Here is a 24085-nt window from a genome sequence, read left to right on the forward strand (position 1 = left end):
TAAACGGGCCTTGATTTGCCACAGTCACTAAGCCGTTGACGGTTTTGGCGCCTTGTCCTTCAGCGCCACAACGAGCGTCGCACAGATGATGCAGGCAGCCGCGGCATAGAAGGCGGGCCCGGGGAGAATGTCGAAGAAAAGCGCATCGGCGATCACCGCGAAGACCAGCGCCAGGTATTCGAACGCGGCCAGTTTCGATATTTCGCTATACTGGTAGCTCAGCGTCATCATGATATGCGCGATCCCTCCCGCGAAGCCGGTGCAGACCAGAAGACCGAGCTGGTTCCAGCTCGGTGTTGCCCAGTCGAACGGCAGGGTCGCAAGTCCTGCAAGCGTACAGGTCAGCGCAAAATAGAACGCGATCGCGCCTGCGTTCTCGGTCAACGCAAGGCTCCTGATCTGGATCTTGGCGCCTGCGGTCAGGATCGCCATCGCCAAAGCCAGACCGACACCCGTCAGGTAAGTCACGTCGACATCTGCGCTTGACGCTGTCGGCAGGACCAGCACCAGCATCCCGAGAAATCCGAACAGAACGCCGAACCAGCGCGCGGCGCTGACGCTTTCCTTCAGCAGGAACCCGGCCAGCACGACGGCAAGGATCGGTGCCATGTAGCCGATGATCGACGCGTGAGACAGCGGCAGGTACTTCAGGCTCGCAAAACTGGCAAACATGGCAAGACAGCCCAGGAAGCACCGAGCCACATGCCCGCCCGGCCGTTTCGTGCTGAGCCCGGATGGAAAATCGCGTGTCCACATCAGGAACAGGACAAGCGGGATCAGAGCAAATGCGCTTCGGAAAAACACGACCTGTCCGACGGGTATCTCGTCGGAGAGCCACTTGATGAAAAGCACCATCAGCGTGAAAAAGAACGTGGCACCCACCCGCAGGCTGATACCTTTGAAATCAATCGACATTTTCTAGTCCTAAGTTGCGCTGCCGCTGCCGAGGAGGTCGCGCAGTCGATCCCCTGTCAGGTTGATGGCCAGCACGGAAACAAGGATTGCAAGGCCGGGAAAGATCATGAGATGCGGTGCAGTCTGCATATAGGCCTTGCCGTCGAGCAGCATGGCGCCCCACTCCGCATTTGGCGGCTGTACACCAAAACCCAGGAAGCTCAAACCGGAGATCGACAGAATGGTCCGCGACCAGGAATTGGTCCACAAAACCAGCAGACTCGGACCGATATTCGGCAGAATGTGACGCCAGAGGATCAGCCGGGACGGCAGACCGTTGAGTTTGGCCTGGGTGACAAAGTCGCGATGGGCAATGTCCACGCTCAGGCCGCGTGCCAGGCGCGCAAACCGCATCCAGCCGACGAGGATAAGCGCCAGGACCATGTTTGCCGTGCTCGGCCCGAGGACACCGGCAATGGTGATGGCGGCGATCAGTTCCGGGAAGGCGAAGAAACTGTCGGTCACGCGCATCAAGGTGGCGTCGGCAACACGGCCGAAATGGCCGGCCGCGAGACCGATGATGGTGCCGGCAATCGCACCGAACACCGTGATCAGAAGCGCCAGCCCGACTGACCACAGCCCTCCGTAAAGCAGCCGCGTCGCAACATCACGGCCAAGCTGATCCGTCCCGAACCAGTGCGCCACCGACGGAGGCGAAAGCCGGTTCAGGAAGTCCGGCGTGTTCGGCGCATACGGGGTAAGGAAAAAGCCTGCACAGACCAGCGCGCCCAGAACAACCAATACGGCGCAAACACCTGTGATAAACCGTTTCAGGCTGCGGTTTTGCAGCCTTTGCTTCAGGTCGACCTGCTCGGCAAGAACTGAACTTTCCGCAACCGTCATAACCGGGCCTCCTTGCCGACTGCCGGACCGGCAGCCCCCAAAAGGCTGGCTTTCGGATCGAGTGCGTCCTGTATGATTTCAATTAGGGAATTGATCAGGACATAGACCAGGGCGAAGAACATCACCAGGAACAGGATCATCGGGTAGTCCCGCGACAGCACAGCCCCGGCCAGCAACGATCCGACACCGCCGCGCGCGAAAGTCAATTCGACGATCACTGTTCCCTCAAGCAGGGCGGCGACGTCCAGACCGATCATGGTGAGCGCCGGAACGGCCGCATGGCGCATGACGTGACGCCAGAAGATCTCGCTCTCGCTGACGCCGCGCAAGCGGAGTGTTTCGATATAGGGTGCCGATTTCGCTTCCAGGAAAAACGCGCGCAGAAGACGCGTCTGCGACGCGGTGATCCAGAATGCGAGCGTCACTGCGGGCAGAACGATGTGCGCCGGTGTTCCTGTGCCATAAGCCGGCAGCCAGTTGAGATGGGCGGCGAAAAGCAGGATCAGCAGGAGCCCGAGCCAGTAATTCGGCATCGCTGCACCAATCGAGGCAAGCGCGACGGCCAACCGGTCGGCGAGGCTGCCCGGACGCCAGACCGAAACGGCGCTCAGACAAAACGCCGCTGCCAGACCGATGACCAAAGAGACGGCGGTCAGCGTCAGCGTCTCGGTAATATTGGCGGCAAAGACATCCCAGACCGGAACGTTGGAGGCAAAGGAGTTGCCGAAATCGCCTTGAACAAACCGCGAAAGCCATTGAAAAAACTGGACCAGGAACGGCTCGTTCAGCGAGAATTCCTCGCGAATACCCTCCAGGATCTCCGGCGGGAAACTCTGGGTTTCCGGATAGCGTGCATGCGCGATCGCCGCCGCTTTGTCGCCGGGAGCGAAATAGGTCATCGTGAAAGTGATGAAGCTGACGCCGAAAAGAACGGCCATCAGACCGGACAGCCGTTTTGCAAGTGAGCCGAGAGGCCCGGACAGGCGAAAAGTCCTTATGGTCACAATGACACCTCTGCTTGATTGCGGGCCCCTTCTGCAGCCTGCGGCAGACTTCCCAAGTCACGTGCCGCATCGACAAGGTCCACGCAATACCGGCTTGCCTGTGCCTCGAAAAAGGACTGTGCCGGTTGATACGCTTCAACCTTGCCGTTGCGGAGCACCAGCATCTGATCCGCAAAGGCCGCCGCGAAACCGAGATCATGGGTCACGATCACGAAGGTGATGCGGTACCGTTCCTGGATGCGTTTCATCGTCGCCGCGATCTGTTTCTGGACAATCGCGTCAAGCGCACTGAGCGGTTCGTCGAAGAAGATGAGCGTTGGCCGGGCGATCAGGGCTCGCGCAAGACATGCGCGCTGGGCCTGTCCAAGGGAAACCTCGGACGGCTTGCGTTCCGCCATGGCGGGAGGCAGCTCGACATCGGCAAGCGCGGTAGCAGTGGCACTGGCGAGATCTGCCGCGTTGGGCTTCTTTGAATAAATGCTCTCGCCGATCGACCTGCCCAGCGTCAGCTTCGGGTTCAGGGCCGCAATCGGATCCTGCATCACCCAGCGGCTGCCCCTGAGGCCGGGCTTTCCGTGCCATTGGCCTTCGTGCGTTATCTCGCGATGGGTCTGCGGACGAAAACAAAGCCTGTCAAACCGCGCTGGCATCAAACCGTTTATCGCCTTGAGAAGGCTGCTTTTTCCGGACCCGCTCTCCCCAGCAATGCACAAGGTCTGCCCTTGCTCGACGGCAAAAGAAACGTCGTCAAGGATCGGTTTCCCGCCGATCGCCATTTCAAGGTTGTCGACAAGCAGCATGTCAAATTATTCCGCGGCAATGGACCGTGACGTGTGAGCACCCTCAAGCGCCATCCAATCCCGGTGTTTCACAAGCAGGCGGCCGTAGTCCGATTGCGGGTCTTTCAAGAGAGTGGCGGTTTCACCACTCTCGACCGCGCGGCCAGCGTTCATGATCACCGCACGGTTTGCATAGCGAGCCGCAAGCGACAGGTCGTGCGTGACGATCAGTACCGCGACACCGAGCTTTTCGGCGTGCCGCATCACCGCGCGCAGAACCTGGGCGGCAATCAGAGGGTCGAGCGCCGACGTCGGCTCGTCCAGAACAAGCAGGTGCGGCTCCCCCATCAAGGCCATGGCCAGGAGAAGACGCTGCTGCATGCCGCGGCTCCATTCGTGGGGAAAATGCCTTTCAAACGGTTTCAGTCCAAGCTCTTCAAGAAGCCGTGCCTGTGTTTCGGAAATCCCGGCGCGGCCGGTCACCACCCGGGCCGCCTGCCTCCACTGCCAGTCAAGGCGCTTGAGCGGATCGAACCCGTGGTTCGGATTCTGCGGAACATAGCCGATCCCGTGTGGCCGCTTGATCCTGCCAGACCCTGCGAAATCGATGTTTTGGCCATTGAAACAAAGGCGCCCCTCAAATGGTTTTGCCGGACGGGTCAATCCCATCAGGCAGCGAAGGAGTGTGGACTTCCCTGCCCCCGAACCGCCCACCACCGCCAGGCATTCGCCGCGTGAAACACGAAGGCTGACGTCATTCAACAGCACCTGCCGGCCGATACGGGCCGACAGGTTCTCAAGCCTCAGCAGTTCGGTTTCATCACTCGGCAAGTGTCAGATCCGGGGTCACGAGATAGGTTTCTGCAGGGTGGATGTTGTAGCCCTGCACGTTGCCGTTTCCGACCGAAACCTGTGTTTTGTGAAAGACCGGGATCAGCGGCAGTTCTGCGTTGATGATTTCCTGGATGCGATCGTAGTGTTCCTTGCGAACCTCATCGTCGAAATCCTCGCGGCCTTTTTTCAAAAGCCCGTCCAGTTCCGCGTTGGAATAGCCGGAGAAATTGTACCCGACCCCCGATTCCACGAGTGTGCTCGGGAGGTAGTCGGGATCTCCCTGCGGAGCGGTGCCCCAGGCCTGAAGGTGCATGTCGATCTGGCCGGCTTTCAGGGCTTCATTGTTGGCGTCGTACTCGCCCATGGCGATTTCAGCACCGATGCCGATCTGCTGAAGCAGGGCCTGTGTGATCTCCAGGGTCGGACGCAACGCGGCACGTCCCTCGTAAGACCGGATTTTCAGCGAGATTTCCTCGCCGTCCAGTTCCCGGTTGCCATCGCCATTGGTGTCCTTGATCCCGGCTTCGTCCAGAAGTGCCATGGCCTTTTCCGGATCATATTCGAGCGTCAGGTCACCATTGGCCCAGGAGGCCATGCTTGCAGGAAAGAGACTGTTCGCCACTTCGCCGCCAACACCGTTCAGGGACGCGGCAACGATCGTCTCGCGATCAAGACCGAGCGAAACAGCCGTGCGCAGCGTGTCATTGGCCAGAGGGCCATCAGCGGTACGGACCTGGAAAAAGAAGAGACGTGTGGTCGGGTTGGCGAACAGCTGCCCCTCGCCTTTTTCCTTGAGAGCGGCGAAATCCGGCTCCGGATAGTTGGTCACCAGGTCGACGTCGCCGGCCTGCAGTGCCAGGGCCGCAACGGACGGATCGGACAGCGCATCCATCACGATCCTGTCCAGCTTCGGTTCGCCGCCCCAGTAGTCGGCAAATTTCCGTGTCTGGTAGGTCTTGTCCGGTTCGGCCATCACGAACACGAACGGACCGGTTCCGATCAGCGGCAAGTCATCCGTTCCATCCTTCAACACGGCCGCGGAAGGTTCTGTCAGAGACCACAGGAAAGCCGAATTCGGTGACTTGGTCTTGAACACGAGTGTGTGGTCATCTTCGACCGTGATGCTCTCGATACCGAGCAGCCTGGAGAGGCGCGGGTTGTGGCCCGGATGCCCCTCGACATCGAATTTCTCGAAGGAAGCCTTCACGTCCATCGCCATCATGTCCGAGCCGTCATGGAACTTCACGTCGTTGCGCAATGTCAGTTTCCATTCGGTCGGAGACAGGTTCTGGAATGTCTCCGCAAGACGCGGCTGCATGGTCATGTCGTAGCCGAGCCCGATCAGTGTCTCGGAGACACCCGCCCGATTGCTGAGCCAGCCGTTCTGGCGGGCCCTTGGATCCGGCACGCTGCTCTTCGGTCCGAACGGCACGGCAATGCGCATGGTTTTCTCTGCTGCCTGGACGGGCAGTGAGGGGATCGCAAACGCGGCAAATGCAAGGGCGCCGATGCCCATCAGCGCGGCGACGGAGGGTCTGGTTTTCTGATTTGACAAGGTTGAGCTCCGGAAACGGAAAACATGACTGTGGAACGCAACATTGGGTACATGTTATAATATTACATTACAAGCAAAAAAGTGGCCTGAGAGCTGGCTGCAAACCGGCACCAGGGCAACATCAAATCAGCCTGTTACGCGAACCTTGAGGTCGCGGAACGTGCCCGACAGAATGGTGAGTTCGTGATGTCAATGGGCTCGCAGATTTCGCTGCATTCGTTGACCGGATGCCCAAGAGCAACAGGACGACCGCAGCCGCCCTGTTGTCAGTCCGCAGATAGGCTCAGAGCCGACTACTGGTTGCCCTGAGATCCGGCCGTCATCGCTTCCATCACGTTATCAAGATTGAAGCTTCCCGGTTTCTGACGTGGCGGGAATTCCTGGAAGCTGGAAAGCCACTGGGCCACATAGGCACCGGCAGGTGCGAAGACGAACATGTGTTCGACCCACCAGCGCTGATACCCCATCGCGTCCTCGGCTTCGGCCCGTTCAAACGGATCCATGCGCAGGTTTGTCAGCGAAGGCGCCCTCAAAACCTCGAAGGGTGTCGTCCACACCTTGTAGCCTTCGGCATGCTGCTTGAGATAGGTGAACTTCCAGTCGTTCCAGCGCAACGCTGCAACCGATCCGTCATCCGTCCAGTAGATGAACTCTTCGCGCGGCCAGTCCGCTTCTCCCCTCAGCGCTGGTCCGAGATCGTAGCCGTCCAGGTGAACCTTGTAGCTGCGTCCGATGGCCTCCACACCGCCTTCAAGCAACTGCGCCTTGATGTCGGGATCGCCGGCAGCCGCAAGGATGGTGGGCAGCATGTCTTCATGCGCGCCAATGTTGTTGACGACGGTTCCAGGGTCGATCGTTCCGGGCCAGCGGATCAGCGTCGGAACGCGGAAACCGCCTTCCCATTGCGTGTTCTTCTCGCCCTTGAACATTGTCGTGCCGCCATCCGGCCACGTGAATGTTTCCGCGCCGTTGTCGGAGGAATACATCACGATGGTGTTGTCGGCGATGCCCAGTTCCTCAAGCTTGTCGAGCAACTGGCCCACATGGCCGTCATGTTCCACCATGCCGTCTGCGTAGATGCCATAGCCGGTCACACCCTCGCTTTCGTCCTTCAGATGGGTGAAGATGTGCATCCGTGTCGAATTCCACCAAAGGAAAAAGGGCTTGTCCTGGTCGACGGCACGCTGCATGAAGTCGAGCGCGCCGCTCGTGACTTCCTCATCAACGGTTTCCATGCGTTTGCGGGTGAGCGGCCCGGTGTCTTCGATGGTCCCATCCGCACTGGATTTGATGACCCCGCGGGGGCCGAATTTTTCACGAAATGCAGGATCCTTGGGGTAGTCCGGATGTTCCGGTTCCTCTTCCGCGTTCAGGTGATAGAGATTTCCGAAGAACTCGTCGAAACCGTGGTTCGTCGGCAGCATTTCGTCCCGGTCGCCAAGGTGGTTCTTGCCGAACTGACCGGTGACGTAACCGTGGTTCTTGAGCAGACCGGCAATCGTCGGATCCTCGATCTTCATGCCCTCCGGTGCACCGGGCAGACCAACCTTGGTCAATCCGGTCCGCATCGGCGACTGTCCGGTGATGAAGGCCGCCCGCCCGGCGGTGCAGCTTTGCTGACCGTACCAGTCGGTGAAATAAGCGCCTTCGGCAGCGATCCTGTCGATATTGGGCGTCCTGTAACCCATCATGCCGCGATTGATCGCGCTGATGTTGAACTGGCCGATGTCATCGCCCCAGATCACAAGCACATTCGGCTTGGCAGCGTCCTGGGCAATGGCAAGACCTGGCAGTGAGGCCGCAATGGCCGCAACCAACAGTCTTTTCAGCATGAATTGATCCTCCCTGATAAAATTGAAAAAACTAGCGCTAGGGTACTGACTCATAAATGAAGTCAATTTGGTTTGGATCGTTTTGACCAACTGCGAGAAGCGAAAGCGCAGGAAATGTGGTTCATTTTCAAGCCTTTCGCGACGTGGCAGATGGCCAAAACGGCCAAATCCGAAGGACGGCAAAATGGCTGTATCTCGCAGCGTCACCGCGCTTGACCGGGCATAAAGCCCGCTCTGCACACGCTTCCTCCCGAGGTTTTGCCATTTCTGCCGCCAAATCGGCGTCATTTATGAGTCCGTACCCTACGGCAGTTTATCGGCTAACCACCGATAGAACAGGCCTTTTTCCGGATTTGCGGCAAGAAAGGCGGTGAATTTTGCCTCCAGCGTCAGGGCGATCGGATTCTGGCGGAAAATGCACGTTTTGGGCGGGCAAGGGACTTGGCAGATTTCACGACCCGAGAGCGCGATTGCGCTCGGCGTCTTCCGCTACCCCGCCTCACCAAAGTCACGCGCGACCTCCTGGGCGATGCGCGCGGCCCGTTCGATCAGTTCGTTCCTGGGTTCGCCGATAAAGGTTGCGGTGAAGCGCAGCGGTGTTGCCTGCCAGCCCGGATCGAAAGTCGTTATCCGCTTTTCTTCGACCAGCCGCCGCCCGAGAACACGCGGCAGAATGCCGACACCGATGCCCGATGCCACCATCTCGAAACCGGTCGACAGCGAGTTCGTCGGAAAGATCTGGGCGGAACTGCCATAGCGGTCGCGAAGTTCCTGTGTCAGTTCCCGGTGCGGGCGCGAGTTCCGGTTATAGGTAATGACCGGTGTGGTGCTCAGGTCCGGGTCCGGCAGATCGATCGGCCGGTACCAGGACAGTTCGAAAGGTGGCAGATCCAGGTTGTCGACGCTGTATTCGGAGACGGGGCCCATCAGCATTGTCAGATCGAGCGACCGGTCCAGCAGCATTTCCCGAAGGTTGACGGATATGTCGACCGACACCTCGATCTTGAGTCTCGGAAACCGGCTGTGCAATTCACGGATGAAATCGGGCAGCCATGTTTGCGCCACGGTCTCGGCAACGCCGAGACGAAGCAGGCTGCTGACGCTGTCATCAGCCATCACCTCGCCCTTGATGCGTTCCATGATTTCCATGATCTGTTCGGCATGGTTGCGGAGCAAAACGCCCTGACGGGTCAGCACAACACCCGTCGACACCCGGCTGAACAACTCCGTACCCAGATAGGTCTCGAGGCTGGAAATCCGTGTAGAGACAGCCGGTTGCGAGACATTCAGCTGCTCCGCCGCCCGGCGCACACCACCCATGCGCGCGACACTGAGAAAGGTTTTGAGTTGCTCGAAAGTCATGGCATCCCTCCGCAAAGTGATAAAAAAACCTGATCACTTCGGACAAAAAATCACGATTTGACTTGATAATAGATAGACCGCAGCATTTTGCCACCGACTTTCGAGGTGGAAATGACCAGCGAGCGTGCACAGCTTCCCGACCTGTTTGATATGGACCTTGCGGCCCAGCGCCAGCTGATCCGGGACGGTCACTACAACGGGCACACGGCGGGACTTGCGAAGGGCAATCTGCAGTGCAACCTGGCCATCCTGCCGGCAGATCTCGCCGATGACTTTCACACCTATTGCCGGCTGAACCCGAAGCCCTGCCCGCTGGCAGGTGTGTCGCGCGCCGGTGAACCGACCATTGCGCGCCTTGGTACGGACGTCGACATCCGGACAGATGCCGCGCGCTACAACATCTATCGGCACGGTGTCCTGGAACAGCAGGTCAACGATCTTTACGCGTATTGGCGCGACGATCTCGTCGCCTTTGCAATCGGCTGCTCCTTCACGTTTGAGGACGCGTTGCGCAAAGCCGGGATCGTCATGCGGCACATCGACAGCAACGTAACCGTTCCGATGTTCCTTTCCTCCATCCAGACCACACCGAGCGGTCCCTTCCACGGCGGCATGGTTGTCTCCATGCGCCCGATTCCCGAAGACCGGATCGGTGAAGTTGTCGATATCTGCGCAAAGTTCCCGCTGGCGCATGGTGCTCCGGTTCATGTGGGCGATCCGGCCGACATCGGCATTCCGGATCTTGACGCACCCGACTGGGGTGAAGCGGTCGAGTTCAAGCCGGGCGAAATTCCGGTTTTCTGGGCCTGCGGCGTCACTCCGCAGGCGGCTATCATGAGATCGAAACCGCCCCTTTCCATCACCCATGCACCCGGTGCGATGCTGATATCAGGCGTCTCGGAGACGACCGGCCCGCTTTACACCTATAACGATAACTAACTGAAAAAAATGAGAAACAGAGGACGAACGATATGAACAGACTGGTATTGATGTCAGCGATTTCCGTGATCGCATTTGCGGCCGGGACACACGCCAAGGCAGAAGAACTTGCCGTGGTCGGCAGCTGGAGCGGATTGCCGCTGCACAAGCAGTATGAAGCGCCGTTCTGGAACGAAAAACTCCCGGAACTTTCCGGCGGTGACCTCTCCGCAGCGCTGACGACCCACGACCAGATGGGGATCGCCGGAGGTGATGTTTTCCGCATGCTCTCCCAAGGCGTGTTCGACGTCGGCATGACGGTAGCCGACTACGCGGTTTCCGACAGCGTCGCCCTGGAGGGCCTTGATGTACCGCTGATCGCAACGGATGCCGCCACAGCGCAAAAGGCCGTCGAAGCCGCCCGCCCGATGGTCGACGACATCTACAAGGATGTCTTCAACGCCAAGGTGCTCGGGATCGCGCCCTACCCGCCACAGGTGGTTTTCTGCAATGCGGAGATCGGCTCCCTCGACGACCTGAAGGGCAAAAAGATTCGCGCGTCCGGCAGGATGACAGCCAAGTTCCTGGAAGCCCTCGGCGCGGAAGGCGTTAATGTCGGTTTCGGCGAGGTTCCGGGCGCTCTTCAGCGCGGCGTTGTCGACTGCGCCATCACCGGCGCAGGCTCGGGCTACAACGCCGGCTGGTGGGAAGTTTCCACCCACCTCATGCCGCTGCCGCTCGGAGGCTGGGACCCGGTCGTGACCGCAATCAACCTGGACAAGTGGAATTCCCTGTCCGACGCCCAGAAAGCAGCGCTGGAAAAAGGCGTGAAGGAAGGTCTTGAGGCACCCGCCTGGGAAACCGCCCAGAATGCCCTTGAAAATGATGTTGCCTGCCTGACGGGCAACGGCGAATGCCCCTATGGCGATGCACGCGGTCTGATCCTGGTTGAAGCCAGCGAGGCAGATCAGGCCAAGGCCAAGGAAGTTCTCATCACCGAGGTGCTTCCGGACTGGGCCGAGCGCGCAGGCGGTGACTGGGCGGCACGCTGGAGCGAGAGCGTCGGCAAGGTCACCGGTGTGAAACTGGAAACCAACTGAGGCACAAACGATGACGTCCCTGGCTCTTGCCCTCCGGCGGATCAATGATCGCCTGGCAATCCTCGTAGGCCTGATCCTTCTCGCCTGCGTTGCGTTCACGCTCATAGAGATCATTGCACGCCGGTTGGGCGGGTCGCTCGGGGGTGTCGATGAAATCTCCGGCTACGTCATGGCCGTGACCACAAGCTGGGGAATAAGCTACGCCCTGACGGAGCAGGCGCATGTGCGCATCGACCTGCTCCGCCAGCGCCTGGTGCCTCTTGGCCGCGCCGTGTTCGACATCATTTCCCTGGTATGCCTTTCCGGCACGGCCATCGTCGTCGCCTGGCGCGGCTGGGGCGTCCTTGAAAAGACCCTCTCGACCGGTGCGCGCGCCAACACGCCGCTGGAGACACCCCTGTGGATCCCGCAGTCCCTCTGGTGGGCCGGCTGGGTCTGGTTCGCGCTGTCGGCCTGCGTGCTGCTTGCCTCCGTTCTCGTCAGCTTTCTGGCCTCCGACTACAAATCCGTCGACGCGGTCGCCGGTGCGAAGGGGGAAGCATGATTGCCTTCACCTCCGTCGGACTGCTCGGCCTTCTGACCCTCTCCATTCCCGTCGGCATCGTGCTGTTCCTGCTGGCCTTCGGTATCGACGAATTCTTCAGCCCTTTCCCGCTGATGCGCGGGCTCGGCCAGATCGTCTGGTCTTCCTCCAACTCCGCAACCCTCATCGCCATTCCGATGTTCGTGCTCCTCGGAGAGATTCTGGTCCGCAGCGGCGTCGCGCGGCGCACCTATACGGCGCTTGAAAAGTGGGTTGCCTGGATGCCGGGCGGGCTGATCCACGCCAATGTGGCAACTTCGACGATGTTTTCGGCGACATCCGGCTCCTCGGTTGCAACAGCAGCCACTGTGGCGACCGTTGCCATGCCCCAGGCGCAGGCGCTCGGTTACAATCCGAAGCTCTTTTCCGGCGCAATCGCCGCCGGTGGAACGCTCGGGATCATGATCCCGCCCTCCATCAACCTGATCGTCTACGGGTTCCTGACGGAAAGCTCCATCCCGCAACTGTTCCTCGCCGGCCTGATACCGGGTCTGTTCCTTGCGGGACTGTTCATGCTGATCACGGTGATCATCTGCATTTTCAAACCGTCCCTCGGCGGACCGCGCCAGTCGAGCACACTGAAGGAAAAACTGGACGGTCTGGCCGATCTCCTGCCGATCTTCGGGCTCTTTGCGGCGATTGTCGGGTCGATCTATGCCGGATGGGCCACACCCACGGAGGCGGCGACAGTCGGTGTTGCCATTTCTCTGCTCATCGCCGCGCACCAGCGGGCACTGAACTGGGAGATGCTGCAGGACGCGCTGCGCGGGTCCGTCAAGACTTCGGCGATGATCATGCTGGTCGTCATCGGCGCATATGTCCTCAATTTTGCGCTGACAGCCGCCGGTGTCAGCCGGGCTCTGCAGGATGTCCTGTCCGGTCTGGGACTGGGTCCGCTGGAAACGCTGCTTGTGATCATCCTGATCTACATCGTGCTCGGCTTTTTCATCGAGACCCTGTCGCTCATGGTCGCGACCATCCCGATCGTGGTCCCGATCATCGTACAGCTTGGCTATGACAAGATCTGGTTCGGCATCCTGATGATCATTCTGGTCGAAATGGCCCTGATCACGCCGCCCGTCGGGCTCAACCTCTACGTGGTTCAGGCCGCACGCAAATCGGGCAGTTTCAGCGACGTCATGCTTGGCTGCATTCCCTATGCGCTGGCGATGCTGGCGATGGTCGGCCTGCTCATTCTCATGCCCCAGTTGGCCCTGTTCCTGCCATCAACCCTGTAAGAGAAGAATTCATGAAGTTTCAGACCGAAACCGGTGTGCTGGAAAGCACGCCCGAAAGGCTCATTGTGGCCGGCTGGACCGGCCGCGACCGGGCCGCCGTCGATCACCACATAGAGGAACTGGCCGCAATTGGTGTTCCCGCTCCATCAACCGTGCCGCTGTACTATCAGTGTTCGCCCGCTCTCCTGACGCAGGCAACCGCAATTCAGGCACTCGGAGAAGAAACATCGGGTGAAGCTGAGCCTCTTCTGCTCCAACAGGATGGCAGGATCTGGATCGGCCTTGGGTCTGATCACACGGACCGCGCCCTGGAAGCCCATTCCGTCGCCGCCTCAAAGCAGATTTGCGCAAAACCCATTGCGGATGTCCTGTGGCCGCTGGAGGCGGTGGAACCGCATCTGGATGATCTTGTTCTGAAATCATGGATCGAGAAAGACGGAAGCTGGGTTCCCTATCAGGACGGAAAACTCGCTTCGATCCTGCCGCTGGAGCAACTCGTGGCCGGGGCAGCGCTTACCGACGGAACCGCGATGCTGTGCGGCACGCTTCCGGCAATTGGCGGCGTGCGCCCGGCCCCGGCCTTCAGGATGTCGCTGACGGATCCGGTCCGCGGCCAATCCATTGACTGGAGCTACCGAACGGCTACTCTTCGCAGCATCTCGTGACGCCCTTCCCGCCTTTTTCGCCATCACAGGACTGCCCCGAATGAGCGCATCGTTTCCCTGGACACCCGACACCGCCGCCAGCCGTCTTGAAACCACGCTGGAGCGAGCGGCCGGGGAGCAGGCGGCGAAGTCCGTCTTTCTGAAACTCCTGGGTGACCGGGCAAGGGAGCAGGCTGAAAGGGCGTCGGCGGCAGACGGCCCGCTTGCGGGCGCTCTGATAAGCGTGAAAGCGCTGTTTGATGTTGAAGGCGAGACAACGACAAGCGCGACCAGGGTCCTTGCCGGTGATCCGCCGGCAAAGGCGGATGCGCCCGCGATTGCGCGCCTTGAGGCGGCCGGCGGTGTCTTTGTCGGTCTCACCAACATGTCCGAGTTCGCCTATTCCGGACTGGGGCTCAACCCGCATTACGGCACGCCCGAAAACCCGGCCTATCCCGGCTGCGCTCCGGGTGGCTCGACAAGCGGTGGTGCCGTTTCGGTGGCCCTCGGATTGTGCGACATCGCAATCGGAAGCGACACCGGCGGCTCCCTGCGCATTCCTGCCGCATTCACGGGCATCACCGGTTTCAAACCGACGCAGAGTTCCGTTTCGATGGACGGGGGCAAGCCCCTGTCCGACAGTCTCGACAGCTTCGGCCCCATGGCGAAAACCGTCGCGGCCTGCGAGCTGGCCTGGCAGGTCATGGCGGGGAAAGACACAACTCCCGCCAATCCTGCACCCGCGCGCCTGATCATTCCCGCCAATTTCGGCTTCACCGAGATGGACCACGCCGTTTCAGAAGGTTTCAGGGCGGTGGTCGCAAAGCTGCGGGCGGCGGGGTTGGAAGTCGTCGAGCGGGAGATAGCCGCCATGTCGATGTATGACGGCGTGCCCCCCTGGCACATGACCTCGGTGGAATCGCGCGCACACTACGAGCGGCACTTTCAGGCATCGCCCGACCGGTTCGATCCGCGGGTCCATGCCAGAATGGGCCGGGCGGAGGAAATCTCGGCGGTTGAGTACCGGCAGACACTGAACAGGCGTCAGGAATTCATTGCCGCCTTCCGGGAAGAAATCGGCGAGGACATGCTGCTTCTGCCGACCACCCCCAAGCTGCCGCCCCGAATTGAGGAGCTTGCCGACGATGACGCCTTCAACCGGCTGAATCTCCTTGCGCTTCGCAACCCGTCGCTTGCCAATGTCGCCGATGCCTGCGCAATAGCGATGCCCCACCGGCACGAGGAATTAACATTGAGCTCAATGCTTGTCGCCGCAGGCGGGCGGGATGCGGAACTGCTCGCTTGCGCGAAGGTTGTTGAGGCTGGTCTTCAGACCATGTGAAGACAAGGCGGAGGCTGACCGCACTCGGTTGTCGGCCTCCCGCAACACTTCAGAGGTCACACAAACGCAAAGTCGTCCGCCTGGAATATGGTTCCGTCCGAAAACTCGAAATTCTCGATATGGGTGCCGAGATCGTTGATCCGGACCTGGCCTGCCCCGCTTGCCCAGGTGAGCAGCATGTTGCTGTCGCTGTCAGTCGAGGCCTCGACATCGGCAACCTTGAGATCCTTGAACAGCAGGGTGTCGATCCCCTTGCCGATCAGTTCGACAATATCGATGAAGCCGCCATCGGAGGAAACGACATAGCTGTCGTTGCCCGCCTCTCCCTCCAGTTTCTGCCAGCCGCCCGAAGACCCGCCTGCATCCAGCGTGTCATTGCCTGATCCGCCGATCAGCGTATCCGTTCCACCGTTCCCTTTCAGGACATCATTGCCGCCGCCGCCATTCAGCCAGTAATCGACACCGGCTTCGTTGCCGACAACACGGTCATCCTTTTCCGCGCCCTGAAACTCCTCGAACCCGTACCAGGAAAGACCGGATGTGTTGAACTTGGAGCCGGTTTCGATGATCAGCTTGTCCCGTCCGCTCCCGCCGATATCCCTGGGCGTGCCGTTATCCCAGAACAGGTCGCCGCTGCCATAGTAGACCGTGTCATTGCCGGCGCCGCCGGAAACGGTATCCCTGCCCCAGCCTCCCCGGAGGAAGTCGTTGCCGTTGCCACCGATCAGTTCATCATCGCCGCCGCTGCCGATCAGCGTGTCGTTGCCGCCGCCGCCATCGAGCAGATAGTCCACGCTATCGTCGTTGCCGACGACCCGGTCGTTGCGTCCCGCACCGATGAATTTCTCGAAGCCGTACCAGGACAGGCCGCTGGTATTGAAGACAGACCCGTTTTCCATGACCAGCGTATCAACGCCGCTGCCACCGATATCCTTCGGTGTGCCATTCACCCAGAATGTGTCACCGTTGGTATAGTAGATCGTGTCATTGCCAGCTCCACCTGACATGTTGTCGTTACCATACCCCCCGCGCAATATGTCGTTGCCGCCGCCGCCGATCAGGTCGTCGTTGCCATTGTTGCCCAGGAGCGTGTTGTTGGCACCGTTTCCGATCAGCGTATCGTTGCCGCTGCCGCCATAGGCGTTTTCGATGACCGTTCCGCGCGCAACAATCAGGTTGCCGGTCAGACCACCGACATTAGAAATGGCTTCCTGGTTGAGATCGATCCGCTGATTTGCGCCATAGTGGGAAAAGTCGAAAAGATCCGTTCCACCATTGTCGTAGATTGTCATCGCAGCGGTTTGATTTGAATCGAAAAACGTCTCCAGGTAACCGCCCGCATTGGAGTTGTTGCCGTAAACCGTCGCGCCGGTGCGAATGCTGGTCGGTATGCCGTAAAGGTCCTGTACGGCGATGATGTCGGCCACCATCGGCGTGATCACGTAGGCGAAGCTTGCGTTGATGGAGGTATTCTCGGTCTGGCTGAAATAGGACATCACCGTCGCTTGCCAGGAATCGTTCTGATAGTGGTTGTCCACCCCGTAGGTCGCCGAACCGTTGTAGTTTCCGCCGTGCCTCAGACCCAGAGCGTGGCCGATTTCGTGAATGTAGGTCTGGAACGAATAGCTGTTGATGCTCGTGCCGTATGAATTGAGCCAGTTCTTGGAAACATTGACGTCGGCGGATATCAGATCACCGTTGCTCCACCATGAAAAGCTGGCATAAGCGCCGGAATTTTCGTCATCGAAAGTGATCTGGGCACCGCTCGAGACGAAGGAAAAATTCAGCCCGGTTACGTTTTCCCAGGCTTCGAGCGCGTTGGTGGCGAGAAACTTGCCGGCGCTGGTCAGACCGGTGATGTCAACGGTGATCGTGTCGCCCGGCCCGGCATCGAACGAGATCGGAGCGCCGCTTGACGTCTCCCGGGTGAGTTGATCCGCGATCTGGTTGTTGCTGAAGACGGGAAGCGGTGCGGACGAAACGCCTGATCCGTCACCGGGTGCGTTTGCCATCGGCCCAGTACCGTCATCGCAACTGAAGCCGGCAACAATAGGAATATCTTCGGTACGGCCGGTCGCGAAACACAGTTCACACATGTCGAACTACCTCTTGGTATTTTGATCCGATGAATCGTCATCACCGCGGTGCCCGGCCACGAGAGATGAAGCGAACCGTTTCTGAGGTGTCACTTCATCCAGCACCACACGTGAATTCGAACGGAGTAGGGAATTTCTACCGTTCTGGAAGCGATTCACAGATCGACGCTAAAGATTGCCCCTCACACACTCAAGTAAAATTTAAAAACAATTACCAAAAGAAAAACAAAAAACGAATCCAGATAATTTAAAATTGAAGAAATTACATTGAATTTAAAAATAAAAACGAAAGAATCAGAGATTTCGCAATCAATATACCTCGGGATCGTCTCATCAGCGACACTGCCTGGGTCAGCTTCAGGTCACGCATCGACCTTCAACGCCTTGCAAAAATCATATTTGCTGTGATCTGTTCGACCGTGATGAAAAACGTTTCGGGAAACGCATGAGGGCTGATTCCATGATCAGGATTGCGGGGTCGATTGTTGCGCTTTTTTGCGCGTTCGCCTTGGGCATCTGGATTTCAGCAAGCGGGTTGTTTCCTGCTGCTGAAAACAGGGCCGGTCAACAAGACCCGGCTCAAGCCACGGAAAGTGAAAGCCCGGATGGGCAGACGTTTCCGGGCAACGCCATTGTGGTGACGACGGCAGACGTTGCCTTTACCCCGCCCCGCTCGCGGATCCAGTCAATCGGCACCGGCAAGGCGATCCGCCTGATCCACGTAACGGCAGATGTCGCCGGGACTGTGGAGAAAATCCACGTTCAGCCGAATACAGATGTCAGCGCCGGTGACCCCATCGTAACGCTTGAGCGCAAGACCCAGGAAATCATCCTCGACAGCGCCAAGGCCGAGCTTGAGCAGCAGTCGGCGTCGTTCAACCGGTACCAGACACTGTTGAGCCAGAGCAGCAACGCCGTTTCGCAGGCGCAGGTCGATGAAGCAAGGGCATCCCTCGCTGTTGCCGAAGCCAAGGTTGCCGAAGCACAGTACGAATATGATCGAAGGATAATCAGGGCTCCCTTTTCCGGCCGGATCAATCTGAATGACCTCACCGTCGGCAGCTATCTTTCGCAAGGCGCGGAAATCGTGACGCTGGTCGATGCCAGCAGTCTGCTTGTCGAATTCACCGTGCCGGAAACCGCGATCAGCCAGATCAGCACGGGCGTGCCTGTCCGCCTGACCACGCCCGCCCTTGTCGGCCGTGTCTTCAATGGCGAAATCACCGCGTTCGACAGCTCGATCGACGAAGAGTTCCGCACGGTACGGGTGCGTGCGCAGGTCAAGAACCCGGAGAATTTGCTCCTGCCCGGCATGACCTTCAGCGTCAGCCTCGCCAGCGCCGACACCCCGATGCCGATGGTTCCGGCCGTTTCAATCCTCTGGAGCCCGAACGGAGCCTATGTCTGGAAACTTGGCGCGGACAATGCGCCCGAAAGGATCGACGTGGTGCTGCGTCACAGGCTGGGCGACAGCGTCTGGCTGGAAGCAGATCTGAAGGAAGGCGACGTGGTTGTGAAGGACGGTGCCTTCAAGGTCAGTCAGGGCGTGGCCGTTGCCGTCGAGATCGCGGAGCACACCGATGGATGACGCGTCACCGGACAAGATGACACGGGACCGGCTCGGCTTTGCGGCGACATTCGTCGGCCGCCCGATCCTGGCACTCGTGCTCAACCTGCTCGTGATCATAGCGGGCATCACCGCGCTGAACGGCGTGGAGGTCCGCGAATTGCCGAACGTGTCCAGTCCGGTCATTTCGGTGCGCGCCACCTATCCCGGCGCGGCTGCCAGCACGGTGGACTCCGAAGTCACCAGCGTTCTGGAAGATGCACTTGCACGGCTGGAGGGGCTTGAAAACATATCCGCGACCTCCTCCTACGGTAGTTCCAGCCTGACGCTGGAGCTCAATGCCTCAACCGACGTCACCAACGCTGCCAATGACGCGCGGGATCTCGTCTCCCGGGCGCAACGCAATCTGCCCGACGATGTCGAAGACCCGACTGTTCAAAAGAGCGATGCGGATGCGGATCCGATCATGCGTCTCGCCCTCAGCGGAACTCTGCCGCTGACGGAGCTGACCTCGCTCGCAGAAGGCATTGTCTCCGACCGACTGCTTTCCATTGACGGTGTGTCGGAAGTGCAGGTTGCAGGCGACTACGCGCGGATCATGCGGGTCACCTTTTTCCCGGTCGCGCTTGCCAGCCGCGGTATCTCCCTTGCCGACATGCGCGCGGCCCTTGCCAGCGCCAATCTGGACATACCGCTCGGCGCGCTGGAAACCGGCACCCAGGAACTCGTTGTCAGGTCCGTTGCCTCAACAACGACAGAGGCGGAAATCTCCGCGATCCGCCTCAACCGCGAGACGGTGATCGGTGACGTTGCCTTTGTTCAGTTCACCTCCGACGATCCCTCGGTGATCACCCGCATCAACGGTCAACCCGCCGTCGGACTGAACATCATCCGCCAATCCCATGCCAACACCCTGTCGATATCCAGCGCGGCGCGTGTTGCGGTGGCTGGACTGCAGGAAGATCTGCCGGACGGCGCTCACTTGATGATCGTGGCCGACGACGGCGTTTTCGTGGAGCGATCCATTTCGGGTGTCGTCACCAGCATTGCCATGGCCATCGTGATCGTCGTCGCGGTGATATTCCTGTTTCTGCGTTCGCTGCGTGCGGTCGTTGTGCCCGCTGTCGCCGTTCCGATTGCACTCACGGGAACCCTCGGCGCGATTTGGGCAGCCGGCTTTTCGGTCAACACGATCACGCTGCTCGCGCTTGTTCTGGCAACGGGCATGGTTGTCGACGACGCCATCGTGGTTCTGGAGAACATCGTGCGCCGCCGCAAGCAGGGTCTCGGCGCCTTCGCAGCAGCCGCCGTCGGCACAAGAGAGGTCTTTTTCGCCGTCATTTCCACAACGGCCACGCTTGCCGCGGTCTTCATTCCGATTTCCTTCCTCCCCGGTCAGGCGGGTGGCTTTTTCGGGGAATTCGGCTTTGTCCTGGCGTTTTCCGTCGCCCTTTCCTCCTTCGTCGCACTCACTTTGGCCCCGGCCCTTTGTTCTTTCGTCGATCCGGGAAAACCCGGCGCGGCGAAAGGACAGCATGAGGACGAAGCCGGCGAAAGCGCATTTCTGACGGGCTTCGGCAACCTGATCGGCTTCATTTTGAAGGCGCGCTACCTTGTCCTGTTTGGCGCGCTGGCATTCGCCGGAGGGTCCCTGGCACTTTACGGTTCCCTCCCCCAGGAAATCACGCCTTCGGAGGACCGCGGCACCGTGATGATCGCGCTGAGGACACCTTCCTCCGCGAGCCTCGACTACACGAGCCAGCAGGTGGCCCGTGTCGAAAAGATCCTCGAGCCGCTTGTTGCCTCCGGCGAGGTTGTGGCTGTCCAGTCCCTGATCGGCTTGAGATCGACCAGTTTTGCCCTTGTCTTCGTACGCCTGGCACCGTGGGAGGATCGGGTACGCAGCCAGCAGGAGATCGCGGCGCAGATACAGGGACCGGTCAGCCGGATTCCAGGTGCCTTCATTGCGCTGCGCGCGTCCAACAGTCTCGGCATTCGGGGCGCCGGACGGGGTGTCCAGTTCGCCGTTGTCGGCAAGGAGTACGATGTTCTCGGCGATCTGGCGGGCGAGCTGATTGCAAAGATGGACGAGGATCCGGCCTTTGCAAACGCTCAACTCGTCAACGAGATCAACCAGCCGCAATTGCTGCTGGAAGTCGACCGCGACCAGGCCGCCAACCTTGATATCGAGCCAAGGGATGTGATCGAGACACTCAACACGGTCATCGAGGGCTACAAGGCGTCAGAGATCTTCCTGAACAACGAGACCGTCGAGATCCGGCTGGAACGTGGCGGGCGGCCGATCAACGATCAGGGCGATCTGGAAAACACCTTCCTGCGCGCCGGCAACGGCCAGTTTGTTCCAATCTCCTCCGTCGCGACGCTGTCGGTCGCGGCCTCCGCCTCCACCTTGAGCCGCGAAGCCCGCGAACGGGCGGTCACCGCCCAGGCCAATCTCGGAAGCGGTGTCGACCTGGGAACCGCGGTCGATCGTCTGAAGGAAATCGCACCGGACATTCTCGGCAACGACGGGCGTCTGGTCTTTCTCGGCGAAGCCGCCACGCTGGAAACGGGTGAAACGACCACTCTGCTGGTGTTCGGTGCTGCCATCCTGATCGTCTTCCTTGTGCTCTCCGCACAGTTCGAGAGCTTCTCCAGCTCCCTGATCATTCTGATCACCGTCCCCTGCGGGCTTGGGACCGCCTTGCTGGCCATCCTGGTCTCCGGTGGGAGTCTCAACTATTACAGCCAGATCGGCCTCGTGATCCTTGTCGGCATCATGGCAAAGAACGGCATCCTCATCGTCGAATTCGCCAACCAGCTGCGCCAGCAGGGAGAGGACGTGGACACCGCCATCCGCAACGCCATGCGGATCAGGCTGAAACCGGTGATGATGACCATGGCGTCAACGGTCGCCGGAAGCATACCGCTGGTGCTGGCAACAGGTGCCGGCGCGGAGGCGAGAACCGCCGTCGGCTGGGTTGTCGTCGGCGGTCTCGGCCTTGCCACCATTTTCACCCTGTTCCTGACACCGGCGGTCTACCGGATCATTGCCGGCTGGTCGCAGCCACCCGGTGCATCGGAAAAGCGCCTTGCGGAGGAACTGGAGGGCGGCAACGCCAACACAGCCTGACGAGAGCCTGTCCCCGGTTGGAACAGGCTCGCGGAATGCTTAGAGAATGGCGAAATCGTCCGGCTGATAGACCGCACCGTACTGGAATACGAACTGATCCAGATGCGCGCCGGAATCGTTGATTGTCACGCTCCCGGCCCCGTCGGCCCCAACGTCCCAGGACAGGACCATCTTGTCGTTCGCGTTGATCGAGACATCGACGTCCGATCGTTTGAGGTCCTTGAAGATCAGCTTGTCATTGCCGTTTCCGGCAAGCTCCACAATGTCGACCCGGCCTGATTTCGAGGTCACAACATAAGTGTCGTTTCCTGACTGGCCCGAGAGTTTCTGAACCCCGCCGGAGGACGCACCCGGCTCCAGCCGGTCATTGCCTGCGCCGCCGATCAGCGTGTCGGTTCCTGCATTTCCTTTCAGGAAATCATTGCCGCCGCCGCCTTTCAGAACGTAGTCCACATTGCCACTGTCACCGAAGACCTTGTCGTTCTTGTCGGCGCCAGTGAACTTCTCGAACCCGTATTTGGAAAGGGCCGACGTATTGAACTTGGAGCCCGCCTCGATGACGAGCGTATCAATGCCGGACCCGCCGATGTTGCGCGGTGTGCCGTTGTCCCAGAAGATATCGCCATTGCCGTAGTGGATCTCGTCGTCACCCGCGCCCCCGAACATGATGTCCCGTCCGGCACCGCCCTTTATGACGTCGTCCCCGGCCTTGCCGTAGAGCCGGTCGTTGCCCGGTCCACCGAGCAGCGTGTCGTCTCCGGCATTGCCCTGAAGCGTGTCGTTGCCACCGGCACCGCTCAGCCGGTAGTCGACGCTCGCGTCATTGCCGACGACACGGTCGTTCCCGTCCGCACCGATAAAGCGTTCAAATCCGTACCAGGAAAGGCCGGAAGTGTTGAAGACCGAGCCCTTGTTGATGATCAGCGTGTCGATCCCGGCTCCACCGATGTCTTTGGGCGAACCGTTCTCCCAGAAGTCGTCGCCGTTTGTGTAATAGACCGTGTCATTCCCGCTGCCGCCCGTGGGTGGTGGTGTCGTTCCGCCGCCCTCCGATCCGTCCTTCACGTCAACCTTGACGTTCTTGCCGGAGATCGAAAACGACTTCTCGATCGTGCCGTCAATGCCGGTGCCGGTGTACCTGGCGGTATAGGACCCGTTTGCCAGCGCAATGCTGTAGCCGCCTCCCGGATCGGTCGAGGCCGTGGCAACCGTCTGACCCGATGCGTTGACGATCGTCACCTTTGCCGATCCGAGTTCCTCGCCGATATCGAAGAACTTGTCGCCATCCTCATCGTCGAAAACAACGCCGGTGACATAGTTTTTCGTTGTGCCGGCAAAATTCTGTGTCGCATAGCTGGTTGAATGGTTCGGGGAACTCGGATGCCCGCCAATCGCATCGCCGATACCGATCACCGTGTAGTTGGAACTCAGGATGTTGGCCCTGTGACCGGATGAGTTCATCCAGCCCGTATGCATGCCCTCAACCACTGCCTGGGGAACATAGGCGCCCGAAATCGGCTGATGCTGGTTGAACGGATTGTAGGCGATGTTTTCGCCCATCGGATATTCCGTCCAGCCTTCCGCCTTCATGCGGTCCCAGGGGCTTGAGCCGCCAGAACCTGTGTGATTGAGCACCCGCTCGTCCGCCATCCATTCGGAATGCTTCTGCGCGGCGGCATTGATCCGCCCGTCCGTTGCAAGCGGTTCTAGCCCCGCCGCTGCCCGTTCCTTGTTGACAAGCTCCAGGATCAACTGCTCGCTGGCACTGAGCGCCTTCACGGGATTGTCGACCATAGCGTTTCCTTTCCTTATCTCACATCGCACCGGGAGGCTCGCGATGAATTCGGGCGAAAGAAACGCCGCTTTGCGGAGGGATTTTGCTAAAGATGTGTCAGAAAAACTGTCCCGCGATACGGGCAGGGACGGTTGTCGGCGGGCTGGCTTGAACGAATTCGGACAAATGTATCCAAACGTTGCGTAACCTGACCTGTCGTTCGCGAAGAGCCACGGCAAACCAATTCACCGGGCACCATTTTATCGGCGAAAACATGATCTTCGGTTGCAGGGACAACGCGATCAAATTGAATCTAAATTACTGAAAAGAAAGAGAATAAATCGAGTTCTATTCAAACAGCTTTCGATTGCCAGCCGCTCCGGTCAAACCCGGAATTTCAGACTTTCATGGCAAGCGAAATTCAGGTCCAGATGCTTGAAATGACAACATCAAGCAGCTTCAGACATACGCAAGAACACCAAATTGACGCTTCGGAAACTTCGGGCAAGATGGTCGGCAACGCATCC

The 24085-nt window shown here is 59.6% G+C and carries 18 protein-coding genes; 8 read left to right on the top strand and 10 right to left on the bottom strand.

Features of this window, described 5'->3' with window-relative positions:
• Positions 1-27 precede the first annotated feature (27 nt).
• The 8 genes from RBB49_RS27450 to RBB49_RS27485 all read right to left on the bottom strand — a co-directional run bounded on the left by RBB49_RS27450 (position 28) and on the right by RBB49_RS27485 (position 9163).
• A complete protein-coding gene (locus tag RBB49_RS27450; RefSeq protein WP_306146164.1) occupies positions 28-915 on the bottom strand; it encodes a DMT family transporter in 888 nt (295 codons plus the stop codon).
• A gap of 9 nt (positions 916-924) precedes the next feature.
• Complete coding sequence (locus RBB49_RS27455) at positions 925-1797, bottom strand: ABC transporter permease (RefSeq protein WP_306146165.1); 873 nt, start codon at positions 1795-1797, stop codon at positions 925-927.
• The gene (locus RBB49_RS27460; RefSeq protein ID WP_306146166.1) at positions 1794-2801 is read right to left on the bottom strand and encodes an ABC transporter permease; all 1008 of its coding nucleotides are present in this window, start codon (positions 2799-2801) and stop codon (positions 1794-1796) included. The genes RBB49_RS27455 and RBB49_RS27460 overlap by 4 nt, the downstream gene beginning before the upstream one ends.
• Positions 2798-3601 (bottom strand): ABC transporter ATP-binding protein, encoded by an 804-nt coding sequence (locus tag RBB49_RS27465; RefSeq protein WP_306146167.1) that lies wholly within the window; start codon positions 3599-3601, stop codon positions 2798-2800. Before RBB49_RS27465 ends, RBB49_RS27460 begins: the two co-directional genes overlap by 4 nt.
• 6 nt (positions 3602-3607) lie before the next feature.
• Positions 3608-4411, bottom strand: a complete 804-nt coding sequence (locus tag RBB49_RS27470) for an ATP-binding cassette domain-containing protein (RefSeq protein WP_306146168.1) — start codon at positions 4409-4411, stop codon at positions 3608-3610.
• Entirely contained in the window at positions 4401-5969 is a 1569-nt protein-coding gene (locus RBB49_RS27475) for an ABC transporter substrate-binding protein (protein WP_306146169.1), read from the bottom strand. The genes RBB49_RS27470 and RBB49_RS27475 overlap by 11 nt, the downstream gene beginning before the upstream one ends.
• A 293-nt stretch (positions 5970-6262) precedes the next feature.
• Entirely contained in the window at positions 6263-7801 is a 1539-nt protein-coding gene (locus RBB49_RS27480) for an arylsulfatase (protein WP_306146170.1), read from the bottom strand.
• 489 nt (positions 7802-8290) lie between these two features.
• Positions 8291-9163 (bottom strand): LysR family transcriptional regulator, encoded by an 873-nt coding sequence (locus RBB49_RS27485; RefSeq protein ID WP_306146171.1) that lies wholly within the window; start codon positions 9161-9163, stop codon positions 8291-8293.
• Positions 9164-9274: 111 nt separating this feature from the next.
• Here RBB49_RS27485 and RBB49_RS27490 point away from each other — a divergent pair, with 111 nt between their 5' ends.
• Genes RBB49_RS27490 through RBB49_RS27515 form a run of 6 tightly spaced genes read left to right on the top strand, consistent with a single transcriptional unit; the run spans position 9275 to position 14988 of the window.
• Entirely contained in the window at positions 9275-10102 is an 828-nt protein-coding gene (locus tag RBB49_RS27490; RefSeq protein WP_306146172.1) for a putative hydro-lyase, read from the top strand.
• Between the two features lie 32 nt (positions 10103-10134).
• The gene (locus RBB49_RS27495) at positions 10135-11181 is read left to right on the top strand and encodes a TRAP transporter substrate-binding protein (protein WP_306146173.1); all 1047 of its coding nucleotides are present in this window, start codon (positions 10135-10137) and stop codon (positions 11179-11181) included.
• A 10-nt stretch (positions 11182-11191) separates the two neighbouring features.
• Positions 11192-11725, top strand: coding sequence for a TRAP transporter small permease subunit (locus tag RBB49_RS27500; RefSeq protein ID WP_306146174.1), 534 nt, complete (start codon positions 11192-11194; stop codon positions 11723-11725).
• Positions 11722-13002, top strand: a complete 1281-nt coding sequence (locus tag RBB49_RS27505; RefSeq protein ID WP_306146175.1) for a TRAP transporter large permease — start codon at positions 11722-11724, stop codon at positions 13000-13002. The genes RBB49_RS27500 and RBB49_RS27505 overlap by 4 nt, the downstream gene beginning before the upstream one ends.
• A gap of 11 nt (positions 13003-13013) precedes the next feature.
• Positions 13014-13667: a DUF2848 domain-containing protein gene (locus RBB49_RS27510; protein WP_306146176.1), complete on the top strand. Its 654-nt coding sequence runs from the start codon at positions 13014-13016 to the stop codon at positions 13665-13667.
• A 40-nt stretch (positions 13668-13707) separates the two neighbouring features.
• Complete coding sequence (locus RBB49_RS27515; RefSeq protein WP_306146177.1) at positions 13708-14988, top strand: amidase family protein; 1281 nt, start codon at positions 13708-13710, stop codon at positions 14986-14988.
• 56 nt (positions 14989-15044) lie between these two features.
• Here the strand turns inward: RBB49_RS27515 and RBB49_RS27520 are convergent, their stop codons facing one another.
• Complete coding sequence (locus RBB49_RS27520) at positions 15045-17000, bottom strand: M10 family metallopeptidase (protein WP_306146178.1); 1956 nt, start codon at positions 16998-17000, stop codon at positions 15045-15047.
• Between the two features lie 544 nt (positions 17001-17544).
• Between RBB49_RS27520 and RBB49_RS27525 the strand changes: the two genes are divergently transcribed.
• Together RBB49_RS27525 and RBB49_RS27530 are read left to right on the top strand one after the other, a co-directional pair.
• Positions 17545-18672: an efflux RND transporter periplasmic adaptor subunit gene (locus RBB49_RS27525; protein ID WP_306146179.1), complete on the top strand. Its 1128-nt coding sequence runs from the start codon at positions 17545-17547 to the stop codon at positions 18670-18672.
• Positions 18665-21784, top strand: a complete 3120-nt coding sequence (locus tag RBB49_RS27530) for an efflux RND transporter permease subunit (RefSeq protein ID WP_306146180.1) — start codon at positions 18665-18667, stop codon at positions 21782-21784. Before RBB49_RS27525 ends, RBB49_RS27530 begins: the two co-directional genes overlap by 8 nt.
• Before the next feature lie 39 nt (positions 21785-21823).
• Here the strand turns inward: RBB49_RS27530 and RBB49_RS27535 are convergent, their stop codons facing one another.
• Entirely contained in the window at positions 21824-23578 is a 1755-nt protein-coding gene (locus RBB49_RS27535; protein WP_306146181.1) for a CAP domain-containing protein, read from the bottom strand.
• Positions 23579-24085: the final 507 nt, after the last annotated feature.

This window comes from Roseibium sp. MMSF_3412 (assembly GCF_030733265.1).
Classification (GTDB): Bacteria; Pseudomonadota; Alphaproteobacteria; order Rhizobiales; family Stappiaceae; genus Roseibium.